General features: G+C 66.0%; 28 protein-coding genes. 16 read left to right on the top strand and 12 right to left on the bottom strand.

Translation table 11 applies throughout. The annotated features are described in order from the left end of the window. Positions 1–25 precede the first annotated feature (25 nt). Entirely contained in the window at positions 26–397 is a 372-nt protein-coding gene (locus MA07_RS29820; protein WP_152569017.1) for a hypothetical protein, read from the bottom strand. Positions 398–483: 86 nt separating this feature from the next. Continuing rightward, positions 484–1,194, bottom strand: a complete 711-nt coding sequence (locus tag MA07_RS24960) for a hypothetical protein (protein ID WP_052003511.1) — start codon at positions 1,192–1,194, stop codon at positions 484–486. Between the two features lie 352 nt (positions 1,195–1,546). Between MA07_RS24960 and MA07_RS24955 the strand changes: the two genes are divergently transcribed. Then, positions 1,547–1,939, top strand: a complete 393-nt coding sequence (locus tag MA07_RS24955; RefSeq protein ID WP_036358534.1) for a hypothetical protein — start codon at positions 1,547–1,549, stop codon at positions 1,937–1,939. Here the strand turns inward: MA07_RS24955 and MA07_RS29815 are convergent, their stop codons facing one another. After that, a complete protein-coding gene (locus MA07_RS29815) occupies positions 1,940–2,434 on the bottom strand; it encodes a hypothetical protein (protein ID WP_152569016.1) in 495 nt (164 codons plus the stop codon). A gap of 23 nt (positions 2,435–2,457) precedes the next feature. On the opposite strand from MA07_RS29815, the gene mutT reads away from it, so the two are divergent. Together mutT and MA07_RS24940 are read left to right on the top strand one after the other, a co-directional pair. After that, positions 2,458–2,868: an 8-oxo-dGTP diphosphatase MutT gene (gene mutT, locus MA07_RS24945; protein WP_036358527.1), complete on the top strand. Its 411-nt coding sequence runs from the start codon at positions 2,458–2,460 to the stop codon at positions 2,866–2,868. 8 nt (positions 2,869–2,876) lie between these two features. Then, entirely contained in the window at positions 2,877–3,803 is a 927-nt protein-coding gene (locus MA07_RS24940) for a DMT family transporter (protein WP_036358524.1), read from the top strand. Here MA07_RS24940 and MA07_RS24935 read toward each other — a convergent pair. The 4 genes from MA07_RS24935 to MA07_RS24920 all read right to left on the bottom strand — a co-directional run bounded on the left by MA07_RS24935 (position 3,787) and on the right by MA07_RS24920 (position 6,798). Further along, the gene (locus MA07_RS24935) at positions 3,787–4,221 is read right to left on the bottom strand and encodes a thioesterase family protein (RefSeq protein ID WP_036359141.1); all 435 of its coding nucleotides are present in this window, start codon (positions 4,219–4,221) and stop codon (positions 3,787–3,789) included. The two genes, MA07_RS24940 and MA07_RS24935, sit on opposite strands and share 17 nt — an antisense overlap. A gap of 8 nt (positions 4,222–4,229) precedes the next feature. Further along, positions 4,230–5,378 (bottom strand): iron-containing alcohol dehydrogenase, encoded by a 1,149-nt coding sequence (locus MA07_RS24930; protein ID WP_036358521.1) that lies wholly within the window; start codon positions 5,376–5,378, stop codon positions 4,230–4,232. Between the two features lie 94 nt (positions 5,379–5,472). Continuing rightward, positions 5,473–5,838, bottom strand: coding sequence for a DUF427 domain-containing protein (locus tag MA07_RS24925; protein ID WP_036358517.1), 366 nt, complete (start codon positions 5,836–5,838; stop codon positions 5,473–5,475). Positions 5,839–5,919: 81 nt separating this feature from the next. Further along, positions 5,920–6,798: a methyltransferase domain-containing protein gene (locus MA07_RS24920; RefSeq protein WP_036358514.1), complete on the bottom strand. Its 879-nt coding sequence runs from the start codon at positions 6,796–6,798 to the stop codon at positions 5,920–5,922. 225 nt (positions 6,799–7,023) lie between these two features. On the opposite strand from MA07_RS24920, the gene MA07_RS24915 reads away from it, so the two are divergent. The 7 genes from MA07_RS24915 to nhaA all read left to right on the top strand — a co-directional run bounded on the left by MA07_RS24915 (position 7,024) and on the right by nhaA (position 11,788). Then, the gene (locus tag MA07_RS24915; protein ID WP_036358511.1) at positions 7,024–7,806 is read left to right on the top strand and encodes a ComF family protein; all 783 of its coding nucleotides are present in this window, start codon (positions 7,024–7,026) and stop codon (positions 7,804–7,806) included. Between the two features lie 53 nt (positions 7,807–7,859). Beyond that, complete coding sequence (gene grxC / locus MA07_RS24910; protein WP_036358508.1) at positions 7,860–8,117, top strand: glutaredoxin 3; 258 nt, start codon at positions 7,860–7,862, stop codon at positions 8,115–8,117. 16 nt (positions 8,118–8,133) lie between these two features. Next, the gene (locus MA07_RS24905; protein ID WP_036358505.1) at positions 8,134–8,997 is read left to right on the top strand and encodes a carbon-nitrogen hydrolase family protein; all 864 of its coding nucleotides are present in this window, start codon (positions 8,134–8,136) and stop codon (positions 8,995–8,997) included. 44 nt (positions 8,998–9,041) lie between these two features. After that, positions 9,042–9,488: a DUF1178 family protein gene (locus MA07_RS24900; protein WP_036358502.1), complete on the top strand. Its 447-nt coding sequence runs from the start codon at positions 9,042–9,044 to the stop codon at positions 9,486–9,488. Between the two features lie 164 nt (positions 9,489–9,652). Beyond that, positions 9,653–9,886: a hypothetical protein gene (locus MA07_RS24895; RefSeq protein WP_152569015.1), complete on the top strand. Its 234-nt coding sequence runs from the start codon at positions 9,653–9,655 to the stop codon at positions 9,884–9,886. 58 nt (positions 9,887–9,944) lie between these two features. Next, positions 9,945–10,466, top strand: a complete 522-nt coding sequence (locus MA07_RS24890) for a metallophosphoesterase family protein (protein WP_036358496.1) — start codon at positions 9,945–9,947, stop codon at positions 10,464–10,466. Positions 10,467–10,567: 101 nt separating this feature from the next. Further along, positions 10,568–11,788: a Na+/H+ antiporter NhaA gene (nhaA, locus tag MA07_RS24885; RefSeq protein ID WP_036358494.1), complete on the top strand. Its 1,221-nt coding sequence runs from the start codon at positions 10,568–10,570 to the stop codon at positions 11,786–11,788. Here the strand turns inward: nhaA and ubiG are convergent. Next, complete coding sequence (ubiG, locus tag MA07_RS24880) at positions 11,757–12,500, bottom strand: bifunctional 2-polyprenyl-6-hydroxyphenol methylase/3-demethylubiquinol 3-O-methyltransferase UbiG (protein WP_036358490.1); 744 nt, start codon at positions 12,498–12,500, stop codon at positions 11,757–11,759. The two genes, nhaA and ubiG, sit on opposite strands and share 32 nt — an antisense overlap. Positions 12,501–12,633: 133 nt before the next feature. Here ubiG and MA07_RS24875 point away from each other — a divergent pair, with 133 nt between their 5' ends. From MA07_RS24875 to MA07_RS24850, 6 genes are all read left to right on the top strand, one after another. Beyond that, complete coding sequence (locus MA07_RS24875; protein ID WP_036358487.1) at positions 12,634–13,872, top strand: aspartate kinase; 1,239 nt, start codon at positions 12,634–12,636, stop codon at positions 13,870–13,872. Between the two features lie 89 nt (positions 13,873–13,961). Then, entirely contained in the window at positions 13,962–16,229 is a 2,268-nt protein-coding gene (gene ptsP / locus MA07_RS24870) for a phosphoenolpyruvate--protein phosphotransferase (protein ID WP_036358484.1), read from the top strand. Further along, positions 16,229–17,317, top strand: coding sequence for a peptide chain release factor 1 (prfA, locus tag MA07_RS24865; protein WP_036358481.1), 1,089 nt, complete (start codon positions 16,229–16,231; stop codon positions 17,315–17,317). The genes ptsP and prfA overlap by 1 nt, the downstream gene beginning before the upstream one ends. Continuing rightward, a complete protein-coding gene (fosX, locus tag MA07_RS24860) occupies positions 17,314–17,739 on the top strand; it encodes a FosX/FosE/FosI family fosfomycin resistance hydrolase (protein WP_036358478.1) in 426 nt (141 codons plus the stop codon). The genes prfA and fosX overlap by 4 nt, the downstream gene beginning before the upstream one ends. Next, on the top strand, positions 17,736–18,584 hold the full coding sequence (prmC, locus tag MA07_RS24855) for a peptide chain release factor N(5)-glutamine methyltransferase (RefSeq protein WP_036358470.1): 849 nt from the start codon (positions 17,736–17,738) through the stop codon (positions 18,582–18,584). Before fosX ends, prmC begins: the two co-directional genes overlap by 4 nt. 384 nt (positions 18,585–18,968) lie before the next feature. Then, positions 18,969–20,006 (top strand): DUF4167 domain-containing protein, encoded by a 1,038-nt coding sequence (locus tag MA07_RS24850; RefSeq protein WP_052003510.1) that lies wholly within the window; start codon positions 18,969–18,971, stop codon positions 20,004–20,006. 219 nt (positions 20,007–20,225) lie between these two features. On the opposite strand, the gene MA07_RS24845 is transcribed toward MA07_RS24850, so the two are convergent. The 4 genes from MA07_RS24845 to MA07_RS24830 all read right to left on the bottom strand — a co-directional run bounded on the left by MA07_RS24845 (position 20,226) and on the right by MA07_RS24830 (position 23,255). Then, positions 20,226–21,008 (bottom strand): MOSC domain-containing protein, encoded by a 783-nt coding sequence (locus tag MA07_RS24845; RefSeq protein WP_036358465.1) that lies wholly within the window; start codon positions 21,006–21,008, stop codon positions 20,226–20,228. 200 nt (positions 21,009–21,208) lie between these two features. Next, entirely contained in the window at positions 21,209–22,570 is a 1,362-nt protein-coding gene (locus MA07_RS24840; RefSeq protein WP_036358462.1) for an NAD(P)/FAD-dependent oxidoreductase, read from the bottom strand. 90 nt (positions 22,571–22,660) lie between these two features. Continuing rightward, entirely contained in the window at positions 22,661–22,924 is a 264-nt protein-coding gene (locus MA07_RS24835) for a hypothetical protein (protein WP_036358459.1), read from the bottom strand. A 7-nt stretch (positions 22,925–22,931) separates the two neighbouring features. Beyond that, positions 22,932–23,255 carry a hypothetical protein gene (locus MA07_RS24830; protein WP_036358455.1) on the bottom strand — a complete coding sequence of 108 codons (324 nt, stop codon included), beginning with the start codon at positions 23,253–23,255 and terminating at the stop codon, positions 22,932–22,934. Positions 23,256–23,396 lie beyond the last annotated feature (141 nt).

Genomic DNA, 23,396 nt, shown 5'->3' with positions numbered 1-23,396 from the left:
CGAACGCCGCCTGCCGAGCGGCGGGTCAGTTGGAGCGGCCCGTAGCGCTGCCGCCGACGGCATCCCCGCCTTTGGCGCTGCATCCTATCGCGTCCCCGCCTGTTGCATCACCGCCTCGTGCGCCGGCACCCGCCGCAACGAGCCCCCTGGCGTCAGCCCCTCTGACGAGGGCCGACTCGCAATTCGACCGACCGGCGACAGCCCGTCCGCCTTGGGCGTCTCCGCCGCGGGCGCTGCCTCCCACTGCATCGCCGCCGCGAGCCGTGCCGCCTATGGCCGTTCCGGGATGGAAGGGTTGGTGCCGGGGAGCAGGCCCGTCTTGGGCAAGACCTCCATCGTGAGGCCAGAAGCAGAATGCAACCATAAACGGCAGCACAGCTAGGATTCCCCGGTTCATGGCGCACCTCCGGTGCTGACCTGCAAGGACCATGTGGAAGCGGCTCGGCCGACATTCAGCCTCAGCCGAGCCGCCTCTTCGACCTGTTAGTCCGAACTGCGATCCGTGTTGATCACGGGTGCGGCCGTACCGCCGCCCGTGCCTCCATTGCCGCCGTTGCCGCCGCCGGCACCGCCGATGGAAGCGGCACCGCCGAGCGCGGTCCCGCTCGTGGCGCTGCCGCCCGTGGCCGTGCCGCCGCCGCTGCCGCTGCCGGTCACACTGCCTGCACCGCCCAGAGCGTTCCCGCTGAGAGCGGACCCGCCGATCGCCTCACCGCCGACATTGCCATTTACGTTTGCATTTCCGCCGGTGGCATTGCCGCTCGTGGCGCTGCCGCCGGTTCCGCTGCCGCCGCCCGTGCCGCCACTGACACTGCCGGCACCGCCCGTGGCATTACCACTGGTGGCGTTTCCGCCTGTGGCCGTACCTCCACCACTGCCGCCGACAGACGCGTTGCCGCCCGTGGCGTTGCCGCTGGTCGCATTGCCGCCCGTAGCGGTGCCCCCGGAGCCATCGGAGGTGCCGGCTCCACCTGTAGCCTCGCCGCTGGTGGCGCTCCCTCCGGTTGCGGTTCCACCGCCGCCTGTACCACCGGTATCGCCTCCTCCGACGGAGGCGCTCCCGCCTGTGGCATCGCCGCTGGTGGCGTCACCGCCTCTGGCAGATCCGCCTGTCGATTGTGCGAGAGCAAAAGATGAGCTGCCGGCAAGGAAAGCAGTAATCAACGCATATCGTGCGATCTTAGGGAAATCCATGGCTTCTCTCCTTCATGCCAAGACCATAGAAATTCCAATGGCCCATAGCTTTCGGATGTGAATATTGCCCCGTGATTTGAAGATATCCCGCCTTCAGGGAAGCATTGGACGGCGATTACTACCCCGACTGCCGCGAAAACTATAACAACTCGATTTTGTTCACAACGATTAAATCAAATTTATTATTGCCAAGATGGCAGTGCACTAGGCCATTAACCGAACAGCCTTGGCACTTCAGCGCCTTGGGCCTAGGAGGTACTGACCAAGGGTTACAGAATATCCAGCATAGCTTCTGGCTATCGTGCCGAGCCCTGCCTAGATTCAGCAGAGACCTGATCCGGGAGTATCGTCGATGCCGGCAGAAGCACCTCCCAAGTCCCGTATCGCCGCTGTTTGCCTCTTGGGTTTCCTGGTGTCCGCCTGCAACACCATGACGGTTCGTGAGAGCGTCCTGTCCACCAACCAGCGCGTCGCGATGGTATCCAACCCCGGGGATGGGGTGACCCCGCCGACCAATGTGGTTCTGTTGGAGGAGCGCCCCGGCCGCTACACGCCAGTCGCGGCAGGTTTCGCGCAGGCTCCCGTGACTGCGTTTCTCAACGGAGCCGGCGCAGGCGTTGCCCTCGGCATCGGAGCACACGGAACGAAGACGAGAGTCAGCGTGCAGGGCACATCGTCCGCCCGGTCTACCGGCGGGTCGGCCACCGGCGGCACGGGAACAGGCGGCTCGGTGACAATGCCCTGATCAGGGTACGACGGTAACCTTCATCTTCGTGGTCACCCTCATCGGTCCGCCATACTGATCCGTTCCGATGATCGCGTAGGAGAACTCGTCCGCTCCCTGATAGCCGGGCTTGGCCACATAGAAGGGCATGATGCCACGCACACCAGCCATGCCCGCCTTCGGTTTCTGGACGATGGTCGCTTCGGTGATCGCCCCTTGAATTCCGTTGAGGCCGAAGCCGCAGCCTTTCCCAGCCCTCACGGTCATCTCGCCTTCAATGTTGGCCATATGCGAGTTGAAGGACATTGGAGTGACGGAACAGTCCTGCGCTTGAGCGTTGGCTCCCAGAGCAATGAAAACGCTGAGAGTTGCTACAGGAAATTTACGCATAGATGCCCCGGAACATACTTCGTTATACCATCCCAAGTTGCGTTCCGAAGTTACCTTTGTCAAGCTCAGGCTGCCGGTTCGCCTCAAGATGAAAATCAGGATATGAGAGCGGCTCGAATGAAACATACCAACCTCCCGGTTCAAGATTAGTGTCCTCACTCAAGCTCACCCTCGTCGTCGCCGTCGCCCTGATCGACACCGACAACCGCATCCTTCTGGCGCAGCGTCCGGAAGGAAAGCAGCTGGCGGGGTTGTGGGAGTTCCCCGGCGGCAAGGTCGAGCCGGGCGAGCGGCCGGAGGAGACGCTGATCCGCGAACTGCGCGAGGAGCTCGGGATCACCGTGAAGGAGCCCTGCCTCGCGCCTCTGACCTTTGCGAGCTATGCTTACGAGACCTTCCACCTGCTCATGCCGCTTTATATCTGCCGCCGCTGGGAAGGCTTCGTGCAGCCCCTGGAGGGACAGGGGCTGAAATGGGTGAAGCCGCAGGAGCTGCGCTCCTATCCCATGCCGCCGGCCGATGAGCCGCTGATCCCCTTTCTCGTCGATCTCCTGGCCTGAGATCGCGCATGTCCGCCACACCTGGCGAAGCACCAGCGCTTCCCACAGCCCCGACTCCAGTCTTCCTGGCGGCGAACCTCCTCGTCTGCTCGATGCTGTGGTCCACCTCGTTCCTGTTCATCAAGCTGAGCGGAACCATAAACCCCTTCGTGCTTGCCTCCATCCGTGGCCTCGTCGGTGCATCCGCCCTCCTCGTCTGGTTCGGTGTGCAGGCCAAGAGCATCCGCCCCGACAACGGACAGTGGCACCATTGGGTGGTGCTCGGCGCGCTCAATGGTTGGATTCCGAACGTCCTCGTGGCGCATGCGCTGACCCAGATCGGAACCGCACCGGCGGCCATGATCCAGGCGTCCGGGCCGCTCATCGTCGCGGTCCTGTCGCACCTGCTTTACGCGGACGAGCGGCTGACCCCGCAGCGCTTCGTGGGGGTTATCGTCGGCATTGCAGGCATGGGCATCCTCATCGGACCTGCCGCCCTGCCGGACAGCGGCATCAGCGCCTGGGGCGCGATGACCATGGTGGCGACCGCTCTCAGCTATGCGACCGCGAACCTCTATGTCCGCTCCATCAAGCAGGCGGACCCGGCCCGCCTCGCCCTCGGCCAGCAGATCTGCTCGGCCATTCCGGCAACCGTGCTGGCACTCGTCGTCGCAGGCCCGTCCGCCTTCGCGGGCGTGCCGAACAGCGCGGCTTCGCTGCTGGCGCTCGGCATCGTCTCCACCGCCCTGCCGATCCTGCTCTTCATGCGACTCATCCGTCGCGCCGGTCCGACCCGGGCCTCGATGGTCGGTTATCTCCAGCCGGTCTGGACCGCCGTCCTCGCCGTCATGTTCCTTAACGAGACCATTGGGTTGCGCGAGATCATCGGCGGCGCCGTCGTGCTGTCGGGCGTGGCTCTCGTGTCGTTGAGCGGGCGGTTCAAGTCAGCTCGCTGAGCATGACGCGGGTCTCGCGCGGAATCTCCACCGGCTTCTGGGTGTCACGATCCACATAGACATGGACGAAATGCCCCTGCGCGGCGGCTACTTGAGCACCCTGCTTGAAGATTCCGATTCGGTAGCGCACGGACGAGCGCCCGAGATGCGCCACCGCAATGCCGGCCTCCAGCGCGTCGGGGAAGGCGACACTCTCGAAATAGGTGCAGCCCGACTCCACCACGAGGCCGATGATCGGGCTTTCGGTGATCGCGAGGAGTCCCTTCTCGACAAGCCAGCCGTTCACGGCGCTGTCGAAATACGAGTAGTAATGCACGTTGTTCACGTGCCCGTAGGCGTCGTTGTCCATCCAGCGCGTGGCGATGGGGCGAAACAGCCGGAAGGCGGAACGATCGGGGCGTGAGGGGCGGTCCGACATGGTGCCGTTCACCAGGCCGCTTCATAGATCGCGCGCGCATCCTCAAGGGTGAGCGGGCGCGGATTGTTCACGAGCAGACGCGTCTGCTTCATCGCATCCTCGGCCATCATCGGCACCGCATCCTGCGGGATGCCCACATCGCGCAGGCGCGGCTGCAAGCCCACCTTCTTGCACAGGGAGGCCAAAGCCTCGACGAAGGCCGATCCCGTCGCGCGGCCTTCGAGCTCCGGGAAAGAGTATGGGGCGAGCTCCGCATAAGCCGCCTCGCAGGCGCTCGCGTTGAAGCGCAGCACGTGCGGCAGCACGAGGGCGTTGGAAAGCCCGTGCGGGATGCCGAAATGCCCGCCGATGGGATAGGCCAGGGCATGCACGGCGGCGACCGGCGAATTGGCAAAGGCCTGACCGGCCAGCATGGAGCCCAGCAGCATGGCGGAGCGCGCCTCCACATCCTGCCCCTGGTGCACCGCGCGCTCGATGTTGCGCCCGAGCAGGCGCAGCGCCTCCTTGGCGAGCGCCTGCGACACCGGATTGTTGTTGGCGCTCGTCGAAGTATAGGCCTCGATGGCATGCACCATCGCGTCGATGCCGGTGGCTGCCGTTACATGAGATGGAAGACCGAGCGTGAGTTCGGGATCGAGCAGCGCGATGTCGGGAATGATGAGAGGCGAGACCACACCCTTCTTCTCGTGCGCCCCGGTGGTCACGATGGAGATCGGCGTCACCTCGGACCCAGTGCCGGCAGTGGTGGGAATGGCGAGCAGCGGCAGTCGCGGCCCTTTCGCGGCTCCCACGCCATAGATGTCGGGCAGGCTCTCGCCGCTGGCGGCCAGCAGCGCCACGAGCTTTGCCACATCGATGGAAGAGCCGCCGCCGAAGCCGATCACGGCGCGCGCGTCGAATGCCTTCGCTTTCTCGACAGCAGCCAGCACCACGTCTTCCGGCGGATCGGCCACGACCGCATCGAACACGTCGACGGCGACGCCTGCCTCTTCCAGCGCGTGCAGGGCCGGTGCGACGAGCCCGGCCTTCACGAGACCGGCATCGGTGACGAGCGCCACCCGGGGTCCGAGACGCTGGGCCGCGATCTCGCCCAAGCGTGCGATGCTGCCGGAACCGAAGACCAGGGACGGAGCGGTGTTGAAGGTGAACGGCGACATGGGTGTTTCCCGAGATGGGATTTGTGTGCGCCGAAGATGCCTCGTGCTTGCCGAAGCAGCAACCCGGATCCGTTACGTCCTTAGGAGAAAGGCCCTAATCCTTGAACTCCTCGATGGCATCCACCTTGTTCGGATAGAAGGCGAGATGCTCCTTGATGGTGGCCACGGAGGGGAACGGCTCCTCGTAGCTCCAGGCCGCATTCTCCCGCACGAGCCCGCCGCCATTGACGGTGAAATAGGAGGCCTCGCCCTTGTAGGGACAATGGGTGTGGTGATCCGTGGAGTCCAGCAGGTCCATGTGCACATCCTCGCGGGGGATGTACTGCACCGGCGGGTAATTCGCCTCCTGCAGGGTGAGCGCCTGCGTGGTTTCCGCGACGATGAAGCCGCCGAGCATGACCCGGATGCGGTGCGGGTTCTGCGTGATGGTGATCGGATGATCCGGGCCGGGCTCCTTCATGGCGCTTCCTTCTCCAAGACAGGCTCTCTGGAGAATGAAGATAGGGCAACCTGGTTGCACCCCAAGGCGCGAGCGGGCCGGCTAATCCTTCTCAGACTTGGGCGCGCCCTCCTTTACGCCGAGGGCATCGGCCAGCCGCACCTTGGCGGAGCCGGGGCGCAGGGGCTTCTGCTGGCTCTCGTGGGGCGTCCATCCGGAGAGCCACACGATCTCGAAGGTCGCCGGGATCCGGCCATCCGGTTCGCCGAAGCGTTCCGCATAGATCTCCGCCGCCCGGATCAGGGTGGCGCGCCGCAGCGGGATCCGGCGGCGGTCGTTGAGCGCGTTGGTCATCCCCATCTGGCGCAGGTCGCGCATGAGCGCGAAGGCATTGGCATAACGCACCCGGACGATATCGGAATCCGTCACCGGCAGGGCAAAGCCCGCGCGCTGGAGCAGGCCGCCGATGTCGCGCAGGTCCGCGAAGGGCGCCACCCGGGGGCTGACGCCGCCCTCCAGCTCCGATTCGGCTTGCGTGAGGGACTGGCGCAGCTCGGTGAGCGTGTTCCCGCCGAGCAGCGCTCCGACGAAGAGGCCGTCGGCCTTGAGGGCGCGCCGGATCTGGATGAGGGAGCCCGGCAGGTCGTTCACCGAATGCAGGGACAGGAGCGACACGGCGAGATCGAAGCGCTCGCCGGAAAACGGCAGCCGCTCCTCGTCGCCTAGGATGCTCCCCGGCTCCGGCACCGGCGACAGGCGGATCACCGTCCCGGCGCGCCCGCTCCGGCGCAGGGCTCCTGCTGCGGCCGCTGTGGGGGTGCCCACATCGAGGGCGAGCGGGAACTCCCTCAGCACGGCCGAGAGCCGCTCCTCCAGGTCTTCAACGGCGCGGACCAGCAGGAAATCGGCATAGCGCTGGCGCATCGCGCGGGCCATGCGGCGGCGGACGAGGGGGCGGTCGAAGACAAGAGGCGTGCTCATGAGGCGCTGGATATGGCGTGTGCGGGCTCAGGAACCAAGGATTTTTTAGGTACACGCCCTTGTCATCCCCGGCGGTCCGCAGGACCGGGAAGGGATCCATAGCGCCGAGTGTGCGGGTGGATTCCCTTCCCCTCCGCTGCGCTCCGGCCGGGAATGACACCAGGACCCTATAACTCCAAATGATCCTTTCTCGCCCTTCTCAAACTCATCGGCTAAGCTTCGCCCATGAGCGAGCCCCTCGACGTTGAGCCGATCCAGCTCCGCGCCCGCCTCCGTCATGGAGCGCGGGAGGCCTGGCGCTCGGCGCTCGGCCTGCTCTACCCGTCGACCTGCATCGCCTGCCAGGCGGCCACGGGGGAGCCCCACACACTCTGCGCCGTCTGCTGGTCGGGGGTGCGCTTCATCGAACGTCCCTATTGCGAGCGGCTCGGAACGCCGTTTGCCGTCGATCTCGGCCAGCCCCTGCTCTCGCCGGCTGCCATCGCCGACCCGCCGGTGTTTCACCGGGCCCGGGCCGTCGCCGAATATGACGGCACCGCGAGCCTCCTCATTCACCGCCTGAAATACAATGACCGCCTCGAACTCGCCCGTGCGCTCGGCGGGAGGATGACGCGCGCCGGGATGGAGTTGCTGGCGGACGCGGACGTGATCGTGCCCGTGCCGCTCCATCGCTGGCGGCTCTGGTGGCGGCGCTTCAACCAAGCCATGGCGCTGGCGAAAGCCGTCTCGGCCGAGAGCGGCGTGCCCTGCGATCCGTTCCTGCTCGCCCGCGTCAAGCGCACCCGGCGGCAGGTGGGGCTCACCAAGGCGCAGCGGCAGGAGAACCTGCAAGGGGCCTTCCGCGTCCCCGCCGAAGTGAAGGCGCGGCTGAAAGGCAAGCGGGTGCTCCTCATCGACGACGTGCTGACCACCGGGTCCACAGCCAACGCCGCCTCCCGGGCGCTCCTGCGCGGCGGGGCGGCTTCCGTCGACGTTCTGGCCTTCGCCCGGGTGGTGAAGGAGTTGTGACGGAGGCGCAAAGCTTCCTATATCCCCTCCCGACCACAGGAGATTGTCTGACGATGCCTGCCATCACGATCTACACGAAGAGTTGGTGCCCCTATTGCTCGGCCGCCAAGAAACTTCTCGCCGAGAAGGGCGCCGAGTTCACCGAGATCGACATCGAGAAGAAGCCCGAAGCCAGGGCCGAGATGATCCAGAAGGCCAAGGGCCGCTCCACCGTTCCGCAGATTTTTATCGGCGAAAAGCATGTTGGCGGCTGCGATGACCTGTATGATCTTGATGACAGGGGCCAGCTTGAGCCTTTATTGCAGGCCTGACGGAGACTGATAGTTCATGAGCCCGACCCGCTTCACCGCCGCCTGCATCCAGATGCGTTCCGGGCGCGATGTCCTGAAGAACCGCGACGATGCCGTGGCCCTCGTGCGCCAGGCGGCCGACCAGGGCGCGCATTTCGCCCAGACGCCGGAGATGACGTCGCTCGTCTGCCGGGATCGGGCGGAACTGTTCGACAAAGTCGGGCCGGAGGCGCAGGATCCGGTACTCGCAGCTCTGCGCCAGGTCGCGCGGGAGCGGGGCATCGTGATCCAGATCGGCTCCATCGCCGTGAAGGAGGGCGACAAGGTCGCCAACCGGGCCTTCCTGATCGACCAGGACGGCGAGGTCATCACATCCTACGACAAGATCCACCTTTATGACGTGGACCTGCCGAACGGCGAGAGCTGGCGCGAATCGGCCACCTATACGGGCGGTGCCTCGGCCGTGGCCGCCGAGACGCCCTGGGGCTATCTCGGGATGACGATCTGCTACGACGTGCGCTTTGCCGCCCTCTACAAGGCTCTCGCCGAGAACGGCGCCTCCTTCCTGTCGGCCCCGGCCGCCTTCACCAAGCAGACGGGCGAGGCGCACTGGCACGTGCTGCACCGGGCTCGCGCCATCGAGACGGGCTCCTTCATGATCTCCGCCGCGCAAGCAGGGCTCCACGAGGATGGGCGCGAGACCTACGGTCACTCCCTGATCGTCGATCCCTGGGGCCGCGTGCTGGCAGAAGGCGGCACGGAGCCCGGCGTGTTCCTGGCCGAGATCGACACCGCCCTCGTGGCGGAGGTGCGCGGGCGCATTCCCACGCTCAAGAATGCCCGGCCGTTCAAGGTCGAGGTCGTGCCCACCATCGAGACGGATCGGGCCGCCACTGCCTGATCCCCTTCCCTTTCCAAGCCTGAGTCCTTACGTCTCAACCGGACATGATCAAGTACGCCCTGGCCTGCGAGCAGGCCCATGAGTTCGAGAGCTGGTTTCCTTCGAGCGAAGCGTTCGAGACGCAGCGCAAGCGCGGTTTCGTGACCTGCCCGTTCTGCGACTCCGCCAAGGTCGAGAAGCAGATCATGGCACCTTCCGTCGCACGCACGGATAAGGCGCCGGTGGCTCCTGTTCCAGAGCCCCAGCCCATGGCGGTTCTCTCGGACCGGGAGCGCGAACTGCGGGCGGCCCTGCGGGCCTTGCGCGAGCACGTGATGAGGAACTCCGAGAACGTGGGCAAGGACTTCGTCGAGGAAGCGCGCAAGATGCATTACGGCGAGACGGAGGAGCGCTCCATCTACGGCGAGGCGGATCTCGCCGAGGCCAAGGCGCTCCTGGAGGAAGGCATCGACGTGCTGCCCCTGCCGGTCGTGCCGGATGACCGGAACTGAAGATCACGACCCTGATCCTCAAGTTCGCGGCCGCTTCTTCCATCATCCTGGCAGCCTTGCTCGGCGTGGCGTTCTGGATGCTCCGACCGGAGCCCATCCCTGACCTGCTTGGGGATCTCCCGGTGCGCAGAAATCCTGCGGAATGGGATCAGGTGAGTCGCACGATGACGGAGCAGCTTCGTCGGAACCTGCCTCCGGGCAGCAGGGAAGAGAGCGTGGTCGAAACCTTGAGTTCGCAAGGCTTCAAGGCTGTGGGATCGGCTGAGGACAAGGACCGGAGATTTCTGTTCGAGCGCCAGGACTTTCCCTGCGTCGAGCGCTTCATCGTCCAGCTCACGTTCGATGATGCTCATCGCTTGCAGGACGTTCTCGGACATTACCGGCTCGTCTGCCTGTGATCTCGACCTTTCCGGCTCATGCCCCATCTGTGCCTGAGCGGCAGTTCAGGGATTGCGTTTGACCGTCTTCTTCACCAGCGACACCCATTTCGGCGACCCCAGGGTGCTGCGCATCGACAAGCGCCCGTTCAAGACGATCCCCGAGCATGACGAGGCGCTCATCATCCGCTGGAACGAGGTCGTCTCGCCCGACGACGAGGTCTGGCATCTGGGGGACTTCGCCCTGCATGTGCGTCCGGAGCGCATCGACGAGTTGCTGGGAGTTCTCAACGGTCGCAAGCACCTGATCACCGGCAACAACGACGGTGCGGCGACCCTTGCGGCCAAAGGCTGGGAGAGCGTGCAATCTTACGCCGAACTGATGCTCGATGGGCAGGCGGTGGTGATGTGCCACTACGCCTTCCGCACCTGGAAGAACATGGGCCGCGGCTGGATCGACCTGCACGGGCATTCGCACGGCAAGCTCAGGCCACAGACCCGGCAATACGATGTGGGCGTGGATGCCTGGGACTATAGGCCTGTCACTCTTGATACGGTGCTCGGCACGAGGCGTCGGCGTGTAGCCTCTAAGACGGTGTAATTCGCGGGGTTGCTCCTGGTTTTGTGATGGGAAAAGGGCGCTCGGCGCTTTCCCTTCGAACATTTCGCCTTATGACCGGTTGGGTTCAAAAGGAGACAGGTATGGATCTGCCGAAGAGCGACTTGAGGCCCACCCGACGCATCTCGCTGATGCGCCGGTTCTTCGACAGCGAGGCCTCCGGCGGCATGATTCTCATGGGCGTGACGGTGATCGCCCTCGTGATCGCCAACTCGCCCCTGGCAGACGCCTATTTCGGCCTGCTCAAGACTTATGTCCTGGGTCTCAGCGTCCTACACTGGATCAACGACGGGCTCATGGCGGTGTTCTTCCTGCTGGTGGGCCTCGAGATCAAGCGGGAGATGCTCGACGGGCAGCTCTCCACGTGGCCGCGGCGGATCCTGCCCGGCGTCGCCGCCTTGGGCGGCATGGTCGTGCCGGCTATCGTCTATCTAGCGATTACCTGGAACGAGCCGCATCTGCGCCAGGGCTGGGCGATCCCGGCCGCCACCGACATCGCCTTCGCGCTCGGCGTGCTGGCGATCCTCGGCTCCCGGGTGCCGACCTCCCTCAAGATCTTCCTGACGGCGCTGGCGATCCTCGATGATCTCGGCGCGATCATCATCATTGCCCTTTTCTATACCAGCGACCTCTCCGTTGCGATGCTGGGTGCAGCCGGCATCTGCCTTCTCGTGCTCATCGCCTTCAATCGCTTCAATGTGACGGCGCTCCTGCCCTATCTCGCCGTGGGTGCCGTGCTGTGGTTCTTCGTCCTGAAATCCGGAATCCATGCGACCCTCGCAGGCGTTGCCCTGGCGCTCACAATCCCGCTTCATGCCAAGCCGAAGGAAACGCGAGCCGAGGATGCGCCGCTGCACCGGCTGGAGCATGCGCTTCATAGCCCTGTTGCGTTTGGGATCATTCCGATTTTCGGCCTCGCCAATGCGGGCGTGTCGCTCTCCGGACTCTCCCTGGACGCACTCTTGAGCCCTCTGCCCCTCGGCATCGCCATGGGTCTCTTCATCGGCAAGCAGATAGGTGTTTATGGCTTCACGCATGCCGTCATTCACTTCGGCCTTGCCGATGTGCCGGCCGGCGCGACGCGCGTCCAATGCTACGGCGTCGCGCTTCTGTGCGGGATCGGCTTCACCATGAGCCTGTTCATCGGTGCGCTCGCCTTCCCGGGCCAGCCGGAGCTGGGAGATGCCACCAAGATCGGTGTTCTCATGGGCTCCATCCTGTCGGCGCTCGCAGGCTTCCTGCTCCTCAGCCTCGCCCCGCGGGAAATCCCGCTCAAGCCTTCGAGGCCAGCAGCATATAATTGACGGCCGTATCGCGGGACAGCGACCAGCTGTCCCGCAGCGGGCTGTAGGCGACGCCCTTGAGGTCATCGACCCGGAAGCCCGCACCCTCGATGGCGGTTCTCAGCTCCTCGGGGGTGACGAATTTGTCCCATTCGTGAGTGCCTTTGGGCAGCCAGCCCAGAATGTACTCGGCTCCGACGATCGCGGACGCGAAGGAGCGCAGGGTCCGGTTGATCGTCGCCATGGCGAGAACCCCCCCTGGCTTCACGGCCTTGGTGCAGGCTTGCACGAAAGCCTGCCGGTCGGCCACGTGCTCCACCACCTCCATGGCGAGCACCATGTCGAAGGTCTCCCCCCTGGCGACCACCGCCTCCACCGTGTCGTTGCGGTAATCGACCGCCACCCCTGCACGCTCCGCATGGAGGCGGGCGACGGAGATGTTCGTGGGGGCGGGATCGAGCCCCGTCACGCTTGCTCCCAGGCGTGCGAGCGGCTCGGAGAGCACGCCGCCGCCGCAGCCCACGTCCAGAATGGTCAGCCCTTCGAGCGAGCGCGCCGAACGGGGGTCGCGTCCGAAGCGGCGGCAGGCTTCGTCGCGGATATAGGCCAGACGCACCGGATTGAACTTGTGCAGGACCTTCATGGGTCCTTTCGGGTCCCACCAGGTGTCGGCGATCTTATCGAAACGGGCGACCTCGGCGGGGTCGATGGTGGTGGATGCGCCGTGGGTCATCGGAGCCTGATTCCTTAAGAGGAAGAAATGATTCCCGCGCGTTGACAGGGCGCGGCCCTACCGTCATGTATACGCGCCTTTCGCGCCGCGAAGGGCAAAATTTTCCCTGAACCCTTAACGGCCTTCTTCGACCATGCCCCGTCTCGTCATGAAGTTCGGCGGAACATCCGTCGCCACCGTAGAGCGCATCCGCAACGTGGCCCGGCATGTGAAACGCGAGGTCGAGGCAGGCTACGACGTGGCCGTGGTGGTGTCCGCCATGGCGGGCAAGACCAACGAGCTCGTCGGCTGGGTCAAGGAAGCCTCCCCGCTTTATGATTCCAAGGAATACGACGTGGTCGTCGCCTCCGGCGAGCAGGTGACCTCAGGCCTCCTGGCGCTCGCCTTGCAGGAGATGGGCCTCAAGGCCCGCTCATGGCAGGGCTGGCAGATCCCGATCATGACGTCTGAGGCCCACGGCTCGGCCCGTATCGCCGCCATCGACGGCACCGGGATCCTCAAGGGCTTCACCGACAGCAAGGAAGTGGCCGTCGTGTCCGGCTTCCAGGGCGTCCACCAGCCCACGGGCCGCGTCACAACCCTGGGCCGCGGCGGCTCGGATACCAGCGCCGTGGCGCTGGCCGCCGCCATCCAGGCCGAGCGCTGCGACATCTATACGGACGTCGACGGCGTCTACACCACCGATCCGCGCATCGTGCCCAAGGCGCGCCGCCTGGATAGGGTTTCTTACGAGGAAATGCTGGAAATGGCTTCGCTCGGAGCCAAGGTGCTGCAGGTGCGCTCGGTGGAGCTTGCCATGATGCACCGCGTTCCGACCTATGTACGCTCCAGCTTCGACGATCCTGCCGATCCCAAGCTCGGCACCCTCATCTGCGACGAGGAAGACATCATGGAACAGCAGATTGTCACGGGCATCGCCTATTCGCGCGACGAAGCCCAGATCACGCTGCGGGATATTGCCGACAAGCCGGGCATCGCCGCTTCGATCTTCGTGCCCCTGGCCGACGCCAACATCAACGTGGACATGATCATCCAGGTGGTGTCCGACAACGCGGCCACCACGGACCTGACCTTCACAGTCCCGACTGCCGATTACGAGCGGGCCTGCGCGATCCTGACCGCCCGCAGGGACGAGATCCGGTTCCAGGATCTCCAGGGCGCCACGGACGTGGTGAAGGTTTCGGCGATCGGCGTCGGCATGCGCAGCCATGCGGGCGTGGCCGCCCGGGCCTTCAAGGCCCTGGCCGACAAGGGCATCAACATCCGGGCGATCACGACCTCTGAGATTAAATTCTCGGTCCTGATCGAATCGGCTTATACGGAGCTTGCGGTTCGCACGCTCCACTCGCTATACGGCCTTGATCAAGCCTGATTGACGAGGGATTGGTCGGGCTGCGACAGTGAACCTGCCGGCCGCCGGTCCGCCCTGCCGGCCCTGATAGGACGGGAACAGAGAAGCTCATGCCAAGCGCTCCCGGCGGTCCGCGCCTTCTGCTGCGCCGCCTCCGCGAGATCATGGCGGAGCCGGTCGGGGCGCAGGACCGTCTCGACAAGATCGTCACCCAGATCGCCGCCAACATGGTGGCGGAGGTGTGCTCCGTCTATGTGATGCGCGGCGACGGCGTGCTCGAGCTGTTCGCCACCGAGGGCCTGAACCGGGAAGCCGTCCACCTCACCGTCATGCGGTCGGGCGAGGGCCTCGTCGGCCTCATCGCGTCGACGGCGGAGCCCCTGGCCCTGTCCGACGCCCAGAGCCACCCGGCCTTCTCCTACAAGCCCGAAACGGGCGAAGAGATCTACCACGCCTTTCTAGGCGTGCCGCTGCTGCGCGCCGGCAACACGCTTGGCGTTCTGGTCGTCCAGAACCGCACCTACCGGGTCTACACCGAGGAAGAGGTCGAGGCCCTTCAGACCACCGCCATGGTGGTGGCCGAGATGCTCGCCACGGGCGAGCTCCAGGCGCTGGCTCCGGTCGATACCGGCATTGCGCTTCGCCGCCCCGTCTATCAGAAGGGCGTCGCCCTGGCCGACGGCGTGGGTCTCGGCCACGTGGTGCTCCACGAGCCGCGGGTGGTGGTCAAGAACCTCATCGCCGAGAATATCGAGGCGGAGCTGAAGCGGCTGGATGCCGCCATAGGCGAGGTGCGCCTGTCCATCGACGAGCTCATCGAGCGCGGCGACGTCGCCCATCACGGCGAGCACCGGGAGGTTCTGGAGACCTTCCGCATGTTCGCCCATGACCAGGGCTGGCTGCGGCGCATGCGCGAGGCGGTGACGTCGGGCCTGACGGCGGAAGCAGCCGTGGAGCGGGTGCAGTCCGACAACCGCGCCCGCATGCTGCGCCAGACGGATCCCTACCTGCGCGAGCGCCTGCACGACCTCGACGATCTTGCCAACCGCCTGCTCCACCGGCTGGTGGGGCGGGACTTCGTCACCGAGCGCGAGAACCTTCCCGAGAACGCCATCCTCGTGGCCCGCTCCATGGGTCCGGCGGCGCTCCTCGACTACGACCGTTCGCGCCTGCGCGGCCTTGTGCTCGAAGAAGGCGGGCCGACGAGCCACATCGCCATCGTGGCGCGAGCGCTGGGCATCCCGGCGGTCGGCGAGGTGTCGAACGCCACCTCGCTCACGGAACCGGGCGATGCCATCATCGTCGATGGCGCCGCCGGCGAGGTGCAGATCCGGCCCAACCCGGACGTCGAGGCCGCCTATGCCGAGAAGGCGCGGCTGCGCGCCCGCCGGCAGGAGCAGTATCTCAAGCTGCGGGACGTACCGTCCGTCACCAAGGACGGCGTCGAGATCACCCTGCAGCTCAATGCCGGCCTCGTGGTCGACCTGCCGCACCTGGCCGAGACCGGGGCTGCGGGCGTCGGCCTGTTCCGCACCGAACTGCAGTTCATGATCGCCGAGCGCATGCCCTCGGCCTCCGAGCAGCAGGCGCTCTACAGCACCGTCTTCGCGGAGGCCGGCGACCGGCCCGTCACCTTCCGGACCCTGGACATCGGCGGCGACAAGATCCTGCCCTACATGCAGTCCGTCGAGGAGGAGAACCCGGCCCTCGGCTGGCGCGCCATCCGCATCGGCCTCGACCGTCCGGGCCTGCTGCGCGCCCAGATCCGTGCTCTGCTCAAGGCGGCCGCTGGACGGCCCTTGAAGATCATGTTCCCCATGGTGGCGACCTGCGACGAGTTCGAGCGCGCCAAGCAGTACGTGGAGCGGGAGAAGATTCATCTCGCCAATCATGGCTATCCGCTTCCGTCGGACCTGAAGCTCGGCGTGATGCTTGAGGTGCCGTCCCTCCTGTTCCAGCTCAAGGAAATCTGCGAAAGCGCCGATTTCATCTCGCTCGGCACCAACGACCTGATGCAGTTTCTCTTCGCCAGCGATCGCGAGAACCGGCGCGTGGCCGACCGTTTCGATCCCTTGAGCGCGCCCATGCTGAGGGCCCTGAACATGGTGGCGGAGCATGCCGAGGCCTCCGGTTGCGTGGCGACGGTCTGCGGCGAGGTGGGCGGACGCCCCCTCGAGGCCATGGCCCTGATCGGTCTCGGCTTCCGGTCGCTCTCCATGTCCCCGGCCTCCATCGGCCCGGTCAAGGCCATGCTGCTGGAGATGAACGTCGCGGAGATCAGCGCTCTGATCCGCGAGGAACTGAAACATGCCGGGGGCGGCGAGACGCTGCGCCCGAAGCTCGCTCATTTTGCGGAAACGCATGGTATCCCGGTCTGATGTCGATTGCCCCTCCCTCTGATCGCCTGAACGCTATTCTCGCCCGCCATGACATCATCACGGCGACGCTCAATGCCGGGCCCGACCCGGAGACCTTCGTGTCGCTCTCCCGTGAGCTCGCCGAGCTCGACGGGGTGGTGGAGGCCATCCGCGCCTATCGGGCCATGGAGGACAACCTGCATGGCCTTCAGGCCATGCTCGATGATCCGTCGATGGATTCCGAGATGCGCTCGCTCGCCGAGGACGAGCTGCCTCAGGCCCGGGATGATCTGGAAAAGGCAGCCCAGGACCTGCGCCTGATGCTGCTGCCCAAGGACGAGGCGGACGAGAAGAGCGCCATCCTGGAAATCCGCGCCGGCACCGGCGGCGACGAGGCAGCCCTCTTCGCGGGCGACCTGCTGCGCATGTACACCCGTTACGCGGACCTGAAGGGCTGGAAGGTCGAGATCGTCTCCGAGAGCGAGGGAACGGCCGGCGGCTACAAGGAGGTGGTGGCCGAGATCAAGGGCCGGAGCGTGTTCGCCCGCCTCAAGTTCGAGAGCGGCGTCCACCGAGTCCAGCGGGTGCCGGATACGGAAACGCAAGGCCGCATTCACACCTCCGCCGCCACCGTGGCCGTGCTGCCGGAAGCCGAGGACGTGGACATCGTGCTCAACGATGCGGACCTGAAGATCGACACCATGCGCGCGCAGGGTGCCGGCGGTCAGCACGTGAACAAGACCGAGTCGGCGATCCGCATCACCCATATCCCCACCGGCATGGTGGTTTTCGTCCAGGACGAGCGCTCCCAGCACAAGAACCGCGCCCGCGCCATGGCGCTCCTACGTGCCCGCCTCTATGACGCCGAACGCACCGCCAAGGACGCGGCCCGTGCCGCCGACCGCAAGGCCCAGGTGGGCTCCGGCGACCGCTCCGAGCGCATCCGCACCTACAACTTCCCGCAGGGGCGCGTGACCGACCACCGCATCAACCTGACCCTCTACAAGCTGGAGGAGGTGGTTGCAGGCAACGCTCTCGACGAGCTGATCGATGCCCTTGTGACCGAGCACCAGGCGGCCCAGCTCGCCGCTCAGGATCAGGCGGCATGAGCGAGGGCAGGATTGAGGGCCTCAGCCACATCACCCTCATCACCCGCGATCTTGCCCGCATGAGTGCCATCATTGAGCGGGCGCTCGGCGGCCGGGAGATCTATGCGTCCGGCGACGATACCTTCTCCCTCTCCCGCGAAAAATTCTTCGATGTGGGCGGGCTCTGGATCGCCGTGATGGAGGGCGAGAGCCTTCCCAGCAGGACCTACAACCACATCGCCTTCAAGATCCCGGCCGCCGCCATCGACGCGTACCGTCGGCGGATCGAGGCCTTGGGCCTGGAGATCCGCGAATCCCGGCCCCGGGTCGAGGGCGAAGGCCACTCGCTCTATTTCTACGATGACGACAACCACCTGTTCGAGCTGCATACCGGCACCCTGGAGGAGCGGCTGGAACGCTACCGGCGGGGCCGAAATCCTTGAAAACCCGCTCTGGCGCCTTGAGGGAGCTGCGCCGGACCCTCACCGGGGCCGGGTTCGACACCGCGGCCCTGGACGCCCGGCTGCTCCTGCTCGAGGCCCTCAGGATCTCCGCCACGGAGCTGATTACCGGATCTGACGTGCCCCTGACGCCGGAGCAGGCCGAGACCCTCGCGGCCTTCGCCCAGCGCCGCCTGAACCATGAGCCGGTGGCCCGGATCGTCGGCGAACGGGAGTTCTGGGGCCTGCCGTTCCGCCTTTCCCCGGAGACCTTGGTCCCTCGCCCGGACACCGAGACTCTGGTCGAGACTGTCCTCGACCTGCTTCCCGATCGTCAGGCACCCCTCAGGATGGTGGATTTCGGGACCGGGTCAGGCTGCATCCTGGTCGCCCTGCTCCATGAACTGCCGAACGCCACCGGGCTCGGGATCGACCTGTCTTTTGGCGCCCTTGTGACAGCCCGTACCAATGCCATTGGCAACCGGGTCGGCAGCCGCAGCCATTTCGCCCTGTCCCGCTGGGCCGATGCGGTATCGGGGCCGTTCGACCTGATCGTCTCGAACCCGCCCTACATCGCCTCCGGGGTGATCCCAGGTCTGGACGAGGAGGTGCGGGAGCACGACCCGAGGCTCGCCCTCGACGGCGGCCCGGATGGGCTGGAGCCCTACCGGATTCTCTTGGGCGAAGCGAAGCGTCTGCTGGCTCCCGGAGGGCTGCTGGCGGTGGAGATCGGCTACGATCAGGCCGAGGCCCTGGCGGGCCTGGCCAAGCTTCATGACCTTGAAATCCTGCGGATCGCACACGATCTATCAGGCAACCCGCGCTGCATCGCCATGAAGCGATTGTGATGGCCCGGGTGAGGCTTTCTTGTCCCAGGACGGGATAAAGTCGGAAATAGCCCTTGTTGGACCGAGAGGAACCCGCTAGATTCGAGCGTAGAGATCGTCCTCGGTCTAAACAAATCGGCAGCCCCTCGGGGGCATGCCGGAAGACCAAACGATATCAATCGCGCAGGCAGGGGCTTTTGAACGAAACGGCCTGGCGCGATCACCTGAACCCGACACTGAAGGATGGCCGAGCCTCTGGAAGGCTATGGCTGAACGACAGACGGTTTGCCACGCGAACGGTGGGCGTTAAGCCCGTTCGTTGACCATTGGCTTGCATATCGCGTGGGCTTTTAAGAACCAGCGAGGCTCGTAGAGCGAAAAATGAGACCAGGACAAAACAGGCGTATGCGCGGTCGTAACAACAACAACCGCAGTAACAACAACAAGGGGCCCAATCCCCTGACGAAGAGCTACGAGTCGAACGGCCCGGACGTGAAGATCCGCGGCACGGCTCAGCATATCGCCGAGAAATACAGCCAGCTCGCCCGCGATGCCCAGTCCAGCGGCGACCCGGTGGCGGCCGAGAACTACTTCCAGCACGCCGAGCACTATTTCCGCATCATCGCGGCCGCCCAGGAGCAGCTGCGCGAGCAGTACGGCTACCAGCAGCAGCGGTCCTTCGACGAGGACGGCAACGAGGAAGAGGGCTTCACCCAGGGTGAGCGCCCGAGCTTCGAGCGTGCCGGCGGCCAGGATTTCGGCAACGGCGACGAGGGCGATTTCGGCTCCCAGCCGCAGCCCTACGAGAACCGGGCCGAGCGCCAGCCGCGCTACGATCGTCAGGATCGTGGCGATCGTCCCGAGCGTGGTGACCGCCAGGACCGTGGCGATCGTCCTGATCGCGGGGACCGCGGCGACCGTCGCGAGCGCTTCCAGCCCCGTGACCGCGGCCCGCGCCAGGATTACCAGCCCCGCGACGAGCAGCCCTTCGAGGCCCGTTCCGAGAATGGCGAACGCCCTGAGCGCAATGAACGCCCTGCCCGCTTCGACCGTGGGGACCGCCCCGAGCGCAACGACCGCCAAGATCGGGGTAGTCAGGATCGGGCTGATCGTCCCGAGCGTGGCGACCGTCCGGAGCGCAACGACCGCTTCGACCGTGGCGAGCGCCGCGAGCGCTTCCCGCGCGAGCGCCGCCGGGACGACGAGGCATCCGACCAGGGCACCCTGCCGGCTTTCCTGACCAACCCGGTCCGCGCCCCCGCTCCCGTGGCTGCCGAGACGGAGGCTCCGGCTCCCGCACCGGTGATGCAGGAAGCAGCGAACGACGAGGCCGTGGCCCGTCCGCGCCGCCGCCGCCGCACCCGCCAGGAGATGATCGACGCGGCCAATGCCGAGAACGCCGGCTTCACGCCGGATCCGGCCGAGACCCCGGCCGCCGAGTAAGGCGCACCGGACCTGAGACATGAAAAGGGAGAGCCTGGCTCTCCCTTTTTTTATTGGCGACAGTGCCTTATCGCTTTCGCAGCCTGGATCGTTTCAGTGTCGTTCCCAGCCGGAGCGGAGGGGAAGAGAATCCATAGTGCCGAGCGTGCCGGTAGATCCCCTTCCCGGCCTCACGGCCGCCGGGGATGACACCGAGGCAGCTTGGCCGCCTCCCGTCCTCTACAGCGCCAGTTCCGCCTGCTCCGGCTCCAGGCTCTCGCCTGCCTCCAGCGGGCCATCACCCACCACCTCGGCATAGATGCCGCAGTCGAAGTGCCCATAGGCCTTCATCAGGCTTTTCGGGATCTCCAGGTCGCGGATGCCCGTGTCCGGGTCCACGTTGGTGGCCGCGCAGCGCTCGATGCGCTTGGTGACCTTCAGGCGCAGGCCGGAGGGCGCAGTGAGCACCTTGCCCACGAGGTCGAACTCGGCCCATGGCGCGAGCCCCTCGATGTGGATGTTGCCGCGAAAGCGCAGGGGATCGATAGTCGCGCCGACCACATTCTCCAGCTCCCGCACGCTCGCGAGGTTGATGAGCGAGACGAAGCCGCGCCGGGAATCGGTGAAGCGGAAGCCCTGCGGAGCCGTCAGCACCTTCGGCGGGCCGCGCAGTTCCTTCGGCATGAAGCGGCGGAAGAAGGCCTCGATGGCGAGCCGCCCCTCGGGCGTCGAGAGATCGCCCCTGGCCACCTGGCGCCCGCCCTCTTCAATGAAGAGCGTCGTGATGGAGTCGATGTAGCGGGTTTTCAGCCGCGCCAGGCCCTCGTTGCGCATGAGCATCAGGAACTTGATCTTGGGCTGATGCTGCGGGTTGTCCGGCTCGAACCCGGCCGGTCCGTTCTCCACGGCAAACAGCCGGTCGCCGGGAAAGTAGTCGCCCTTGGTGAGGGTGACGGAGGACAGGGTCTCGGGCGACAGGCCCTTGACCGGATAGCGCTGGAGGGAGGCGATGCGGATGGTCATGGCTTAGCGATAAAGCGCGTGGGTAAGCGGGGCAAGGGAATGGATCGTGCATTCTCCTCTCCGCCTTCGTCATCCCGGACGGAGCGCAGCGGAGATCCGGGATCGGGTGCAGGATGGAGCGTGGGCTTGCCTCTCCCCTTTAGCGGGAGAGGGTTGGGCGCGCCACTTTCGTCCAGCGCTGACGAGGCCGGCCCGACGCCCTAGCGCCAGTCCGTTCCCTCGGCAGGAGCCTGATCCCGGCTGCGGGCGCGGCCTGCCTCGACGGCCGGCGCCTGCGGCCTGGCCTTCTCGGCCCGTGCCTCCTCCTGGCCGCCCGGCCCGTCGACGATGAGGCGTGCGCCGCGCTGGTAGGTCAGGTAGTTCCACAGCCAGGTGAAGGCGACCACGGCCCGGTTGCGCAGGCCAATCAGGAAGTACACGTGGGCGATGCCCCAGAACAGCCAGCCGATGAAGCCGGTGAGATGAATGCTGCCGAGCTTCACCACCGCCGCCTTGCGGCCGATGGTGGCGAGATCGCCCTGGTGGCGGTAGCGGAAAGGCCCCGGTGCCATACGGCCGGAGGCCCTCGCGGCGATGACCTTGGCCACATAGGCCCCCATCTGCTTGGCGGCCGGCGCGATGCCCGGCACGGTCTTGCCCTGTGCATCCACGGCCGCCGCCGTGTCGCCGATGACGAAGACCTCGGGGCGGCCGGGAACCGTGAGATCCGGCCCCACCGTCACCCGTCCCGCTCGGTCTCGCTCCGCCTGGAGCCACTCGCCGGCCGGTGAGGCGATGACGCCCGCAGCCCAGACGAGGGTGCCGGCCTCGATCCGCGCTCCTTCGAGATCGACGCCGCGCCCGTCGCAATCGGTCACCCGTGCCGAGGTCATGACCTCCACGCCCATCCTCCCGAGGGCCTGCGCGGCATAGGCCGAGAGGTCTTCCGGAAAGGTCGGCAGCAGGCGAGGCCCGGCCTCGATGAGGATGACGCGGGCGGCATGCGGGTCGATGCGCCGGAACTCGGACGGCAGGGCATAATGGGCCACCTCCGCGATGGCTCCCGCCATCTCGACCCCCGTGGGGCCGCCGCCCACCACCACGAAGGTGAGCAGCCGCCGCTGCTCGTCCTCGTCATCGATCAGCTCCGCCTCCTCGAAGGCGAGCAGGACCTTGCGGCGGATGCGCGTCGCGTCCTCGATCTGCTTCAGCCCCGGCGCGACGGCGGCCCATTCCGGGTGGCCGAAATAGGAGTGGGTGGCGCCGGTGGCAAGGACGAGGAAATCATAGGGAACGGCGGTCGCGCCGGCGTGGATGAGCCGCGCCTGCGGATCCACGCCTTCGATCTCCGCCATGAGGACCGTGATGTTCTTCTGGCGCCGGACGATGCCGCGGATCGGCCAAGCGATGTCGGCCGGCGACAGGGCCGCGGTCGCGACCTGGTAAAGCAGCGGCTGGAAATAGTGGAAGTTGTGGCGGTCGATGAGGGTCACATCAACCGGAGCGCGGGCGAGCGCCTGAGCGGCCGTCAGCCCGCCGAACCCGGCCCCCACAATCACAACCTTCGGCACGTCAGCCGTCATGGCGCCCTCGCTTGGTCGAGGAAAGTCTCCCCATCATAGAAAAAGCCCCGCCGAAGCGGCAGGGCTTTTCTTCACGCACGCAATCCGATCTTACGAAGCGTCCCCCGAGCGGGCCACGTTCGTGCGCTTGAGCTCAGGTGTGAAGTACCCTTCACGAGCCGGGATGTGATCCTCGTTGGTGGTTTTGGGATTCATCCCCTCGTTGGCAGTCTGATGCTCGGGGATGGTGGATTGCGGGCCGGCCTCCTGCTTCATGCGCAGCGCCTTCTCGGCATTGGCCATCAGCTCCTCGCGGGCCTTCTCGGCCTTGCGCTTCTTGGGGCTGAACATGGAGAAAATATCGGAAAGAGCCATGGTGTGATCACTCCTTGGCGCGGGAGAGGACGTGGTCGCTCTCGTCGCTGCGATGGGTCGGCGGGGACTGAACGTTCTGACGCGAAACGGGAATGTCGCGGGAGGTCGCGATGGTGCCGGTGGAATCGCCGATGTCACGGCCGGCCTCGTTGCCCGCCGGTCCCTTGTCGTCCCGGATCACCCGGCCGTTCTCCGTGGTGTCGCCGAAGGTCTCCGGCGTCACGGAGGGCTGCTGCTCGACCGGGCTTTGCGGCACGCCCAAGCCCATCTCCGCGTTGCGGGCAAGGGCGGCACGGGCTTTTTCGGCCTCCGAGCGCGGGTCGCGTGTCATGAGAACCTCCTCAAACTGTCGTGGGGTCAATGCCAGCACTGCGAGCAGGTTCCCCCTCTTGTTGTGGCGAATGGGACACACCAACTAAGCGGAAGCGGACGCTCCATTGAGGAGGTCCGACATCGCAGGGTCGGCCTGTGC

Origin of the sequence: Microvirga sp. BSC39 (genome assembly GCF_000739015.1) — a bacterium.
Classification (GTDB): Bacteria; Pseudomonadota; Alphaproteobacteria; order Rhizobiales; family Beijerinckiaceae; genus Microvirga.
Note: the sequence above shows the minus strand (reverse complement) of the source record. Positions and strands in the feature narration are given on the sequence as shown.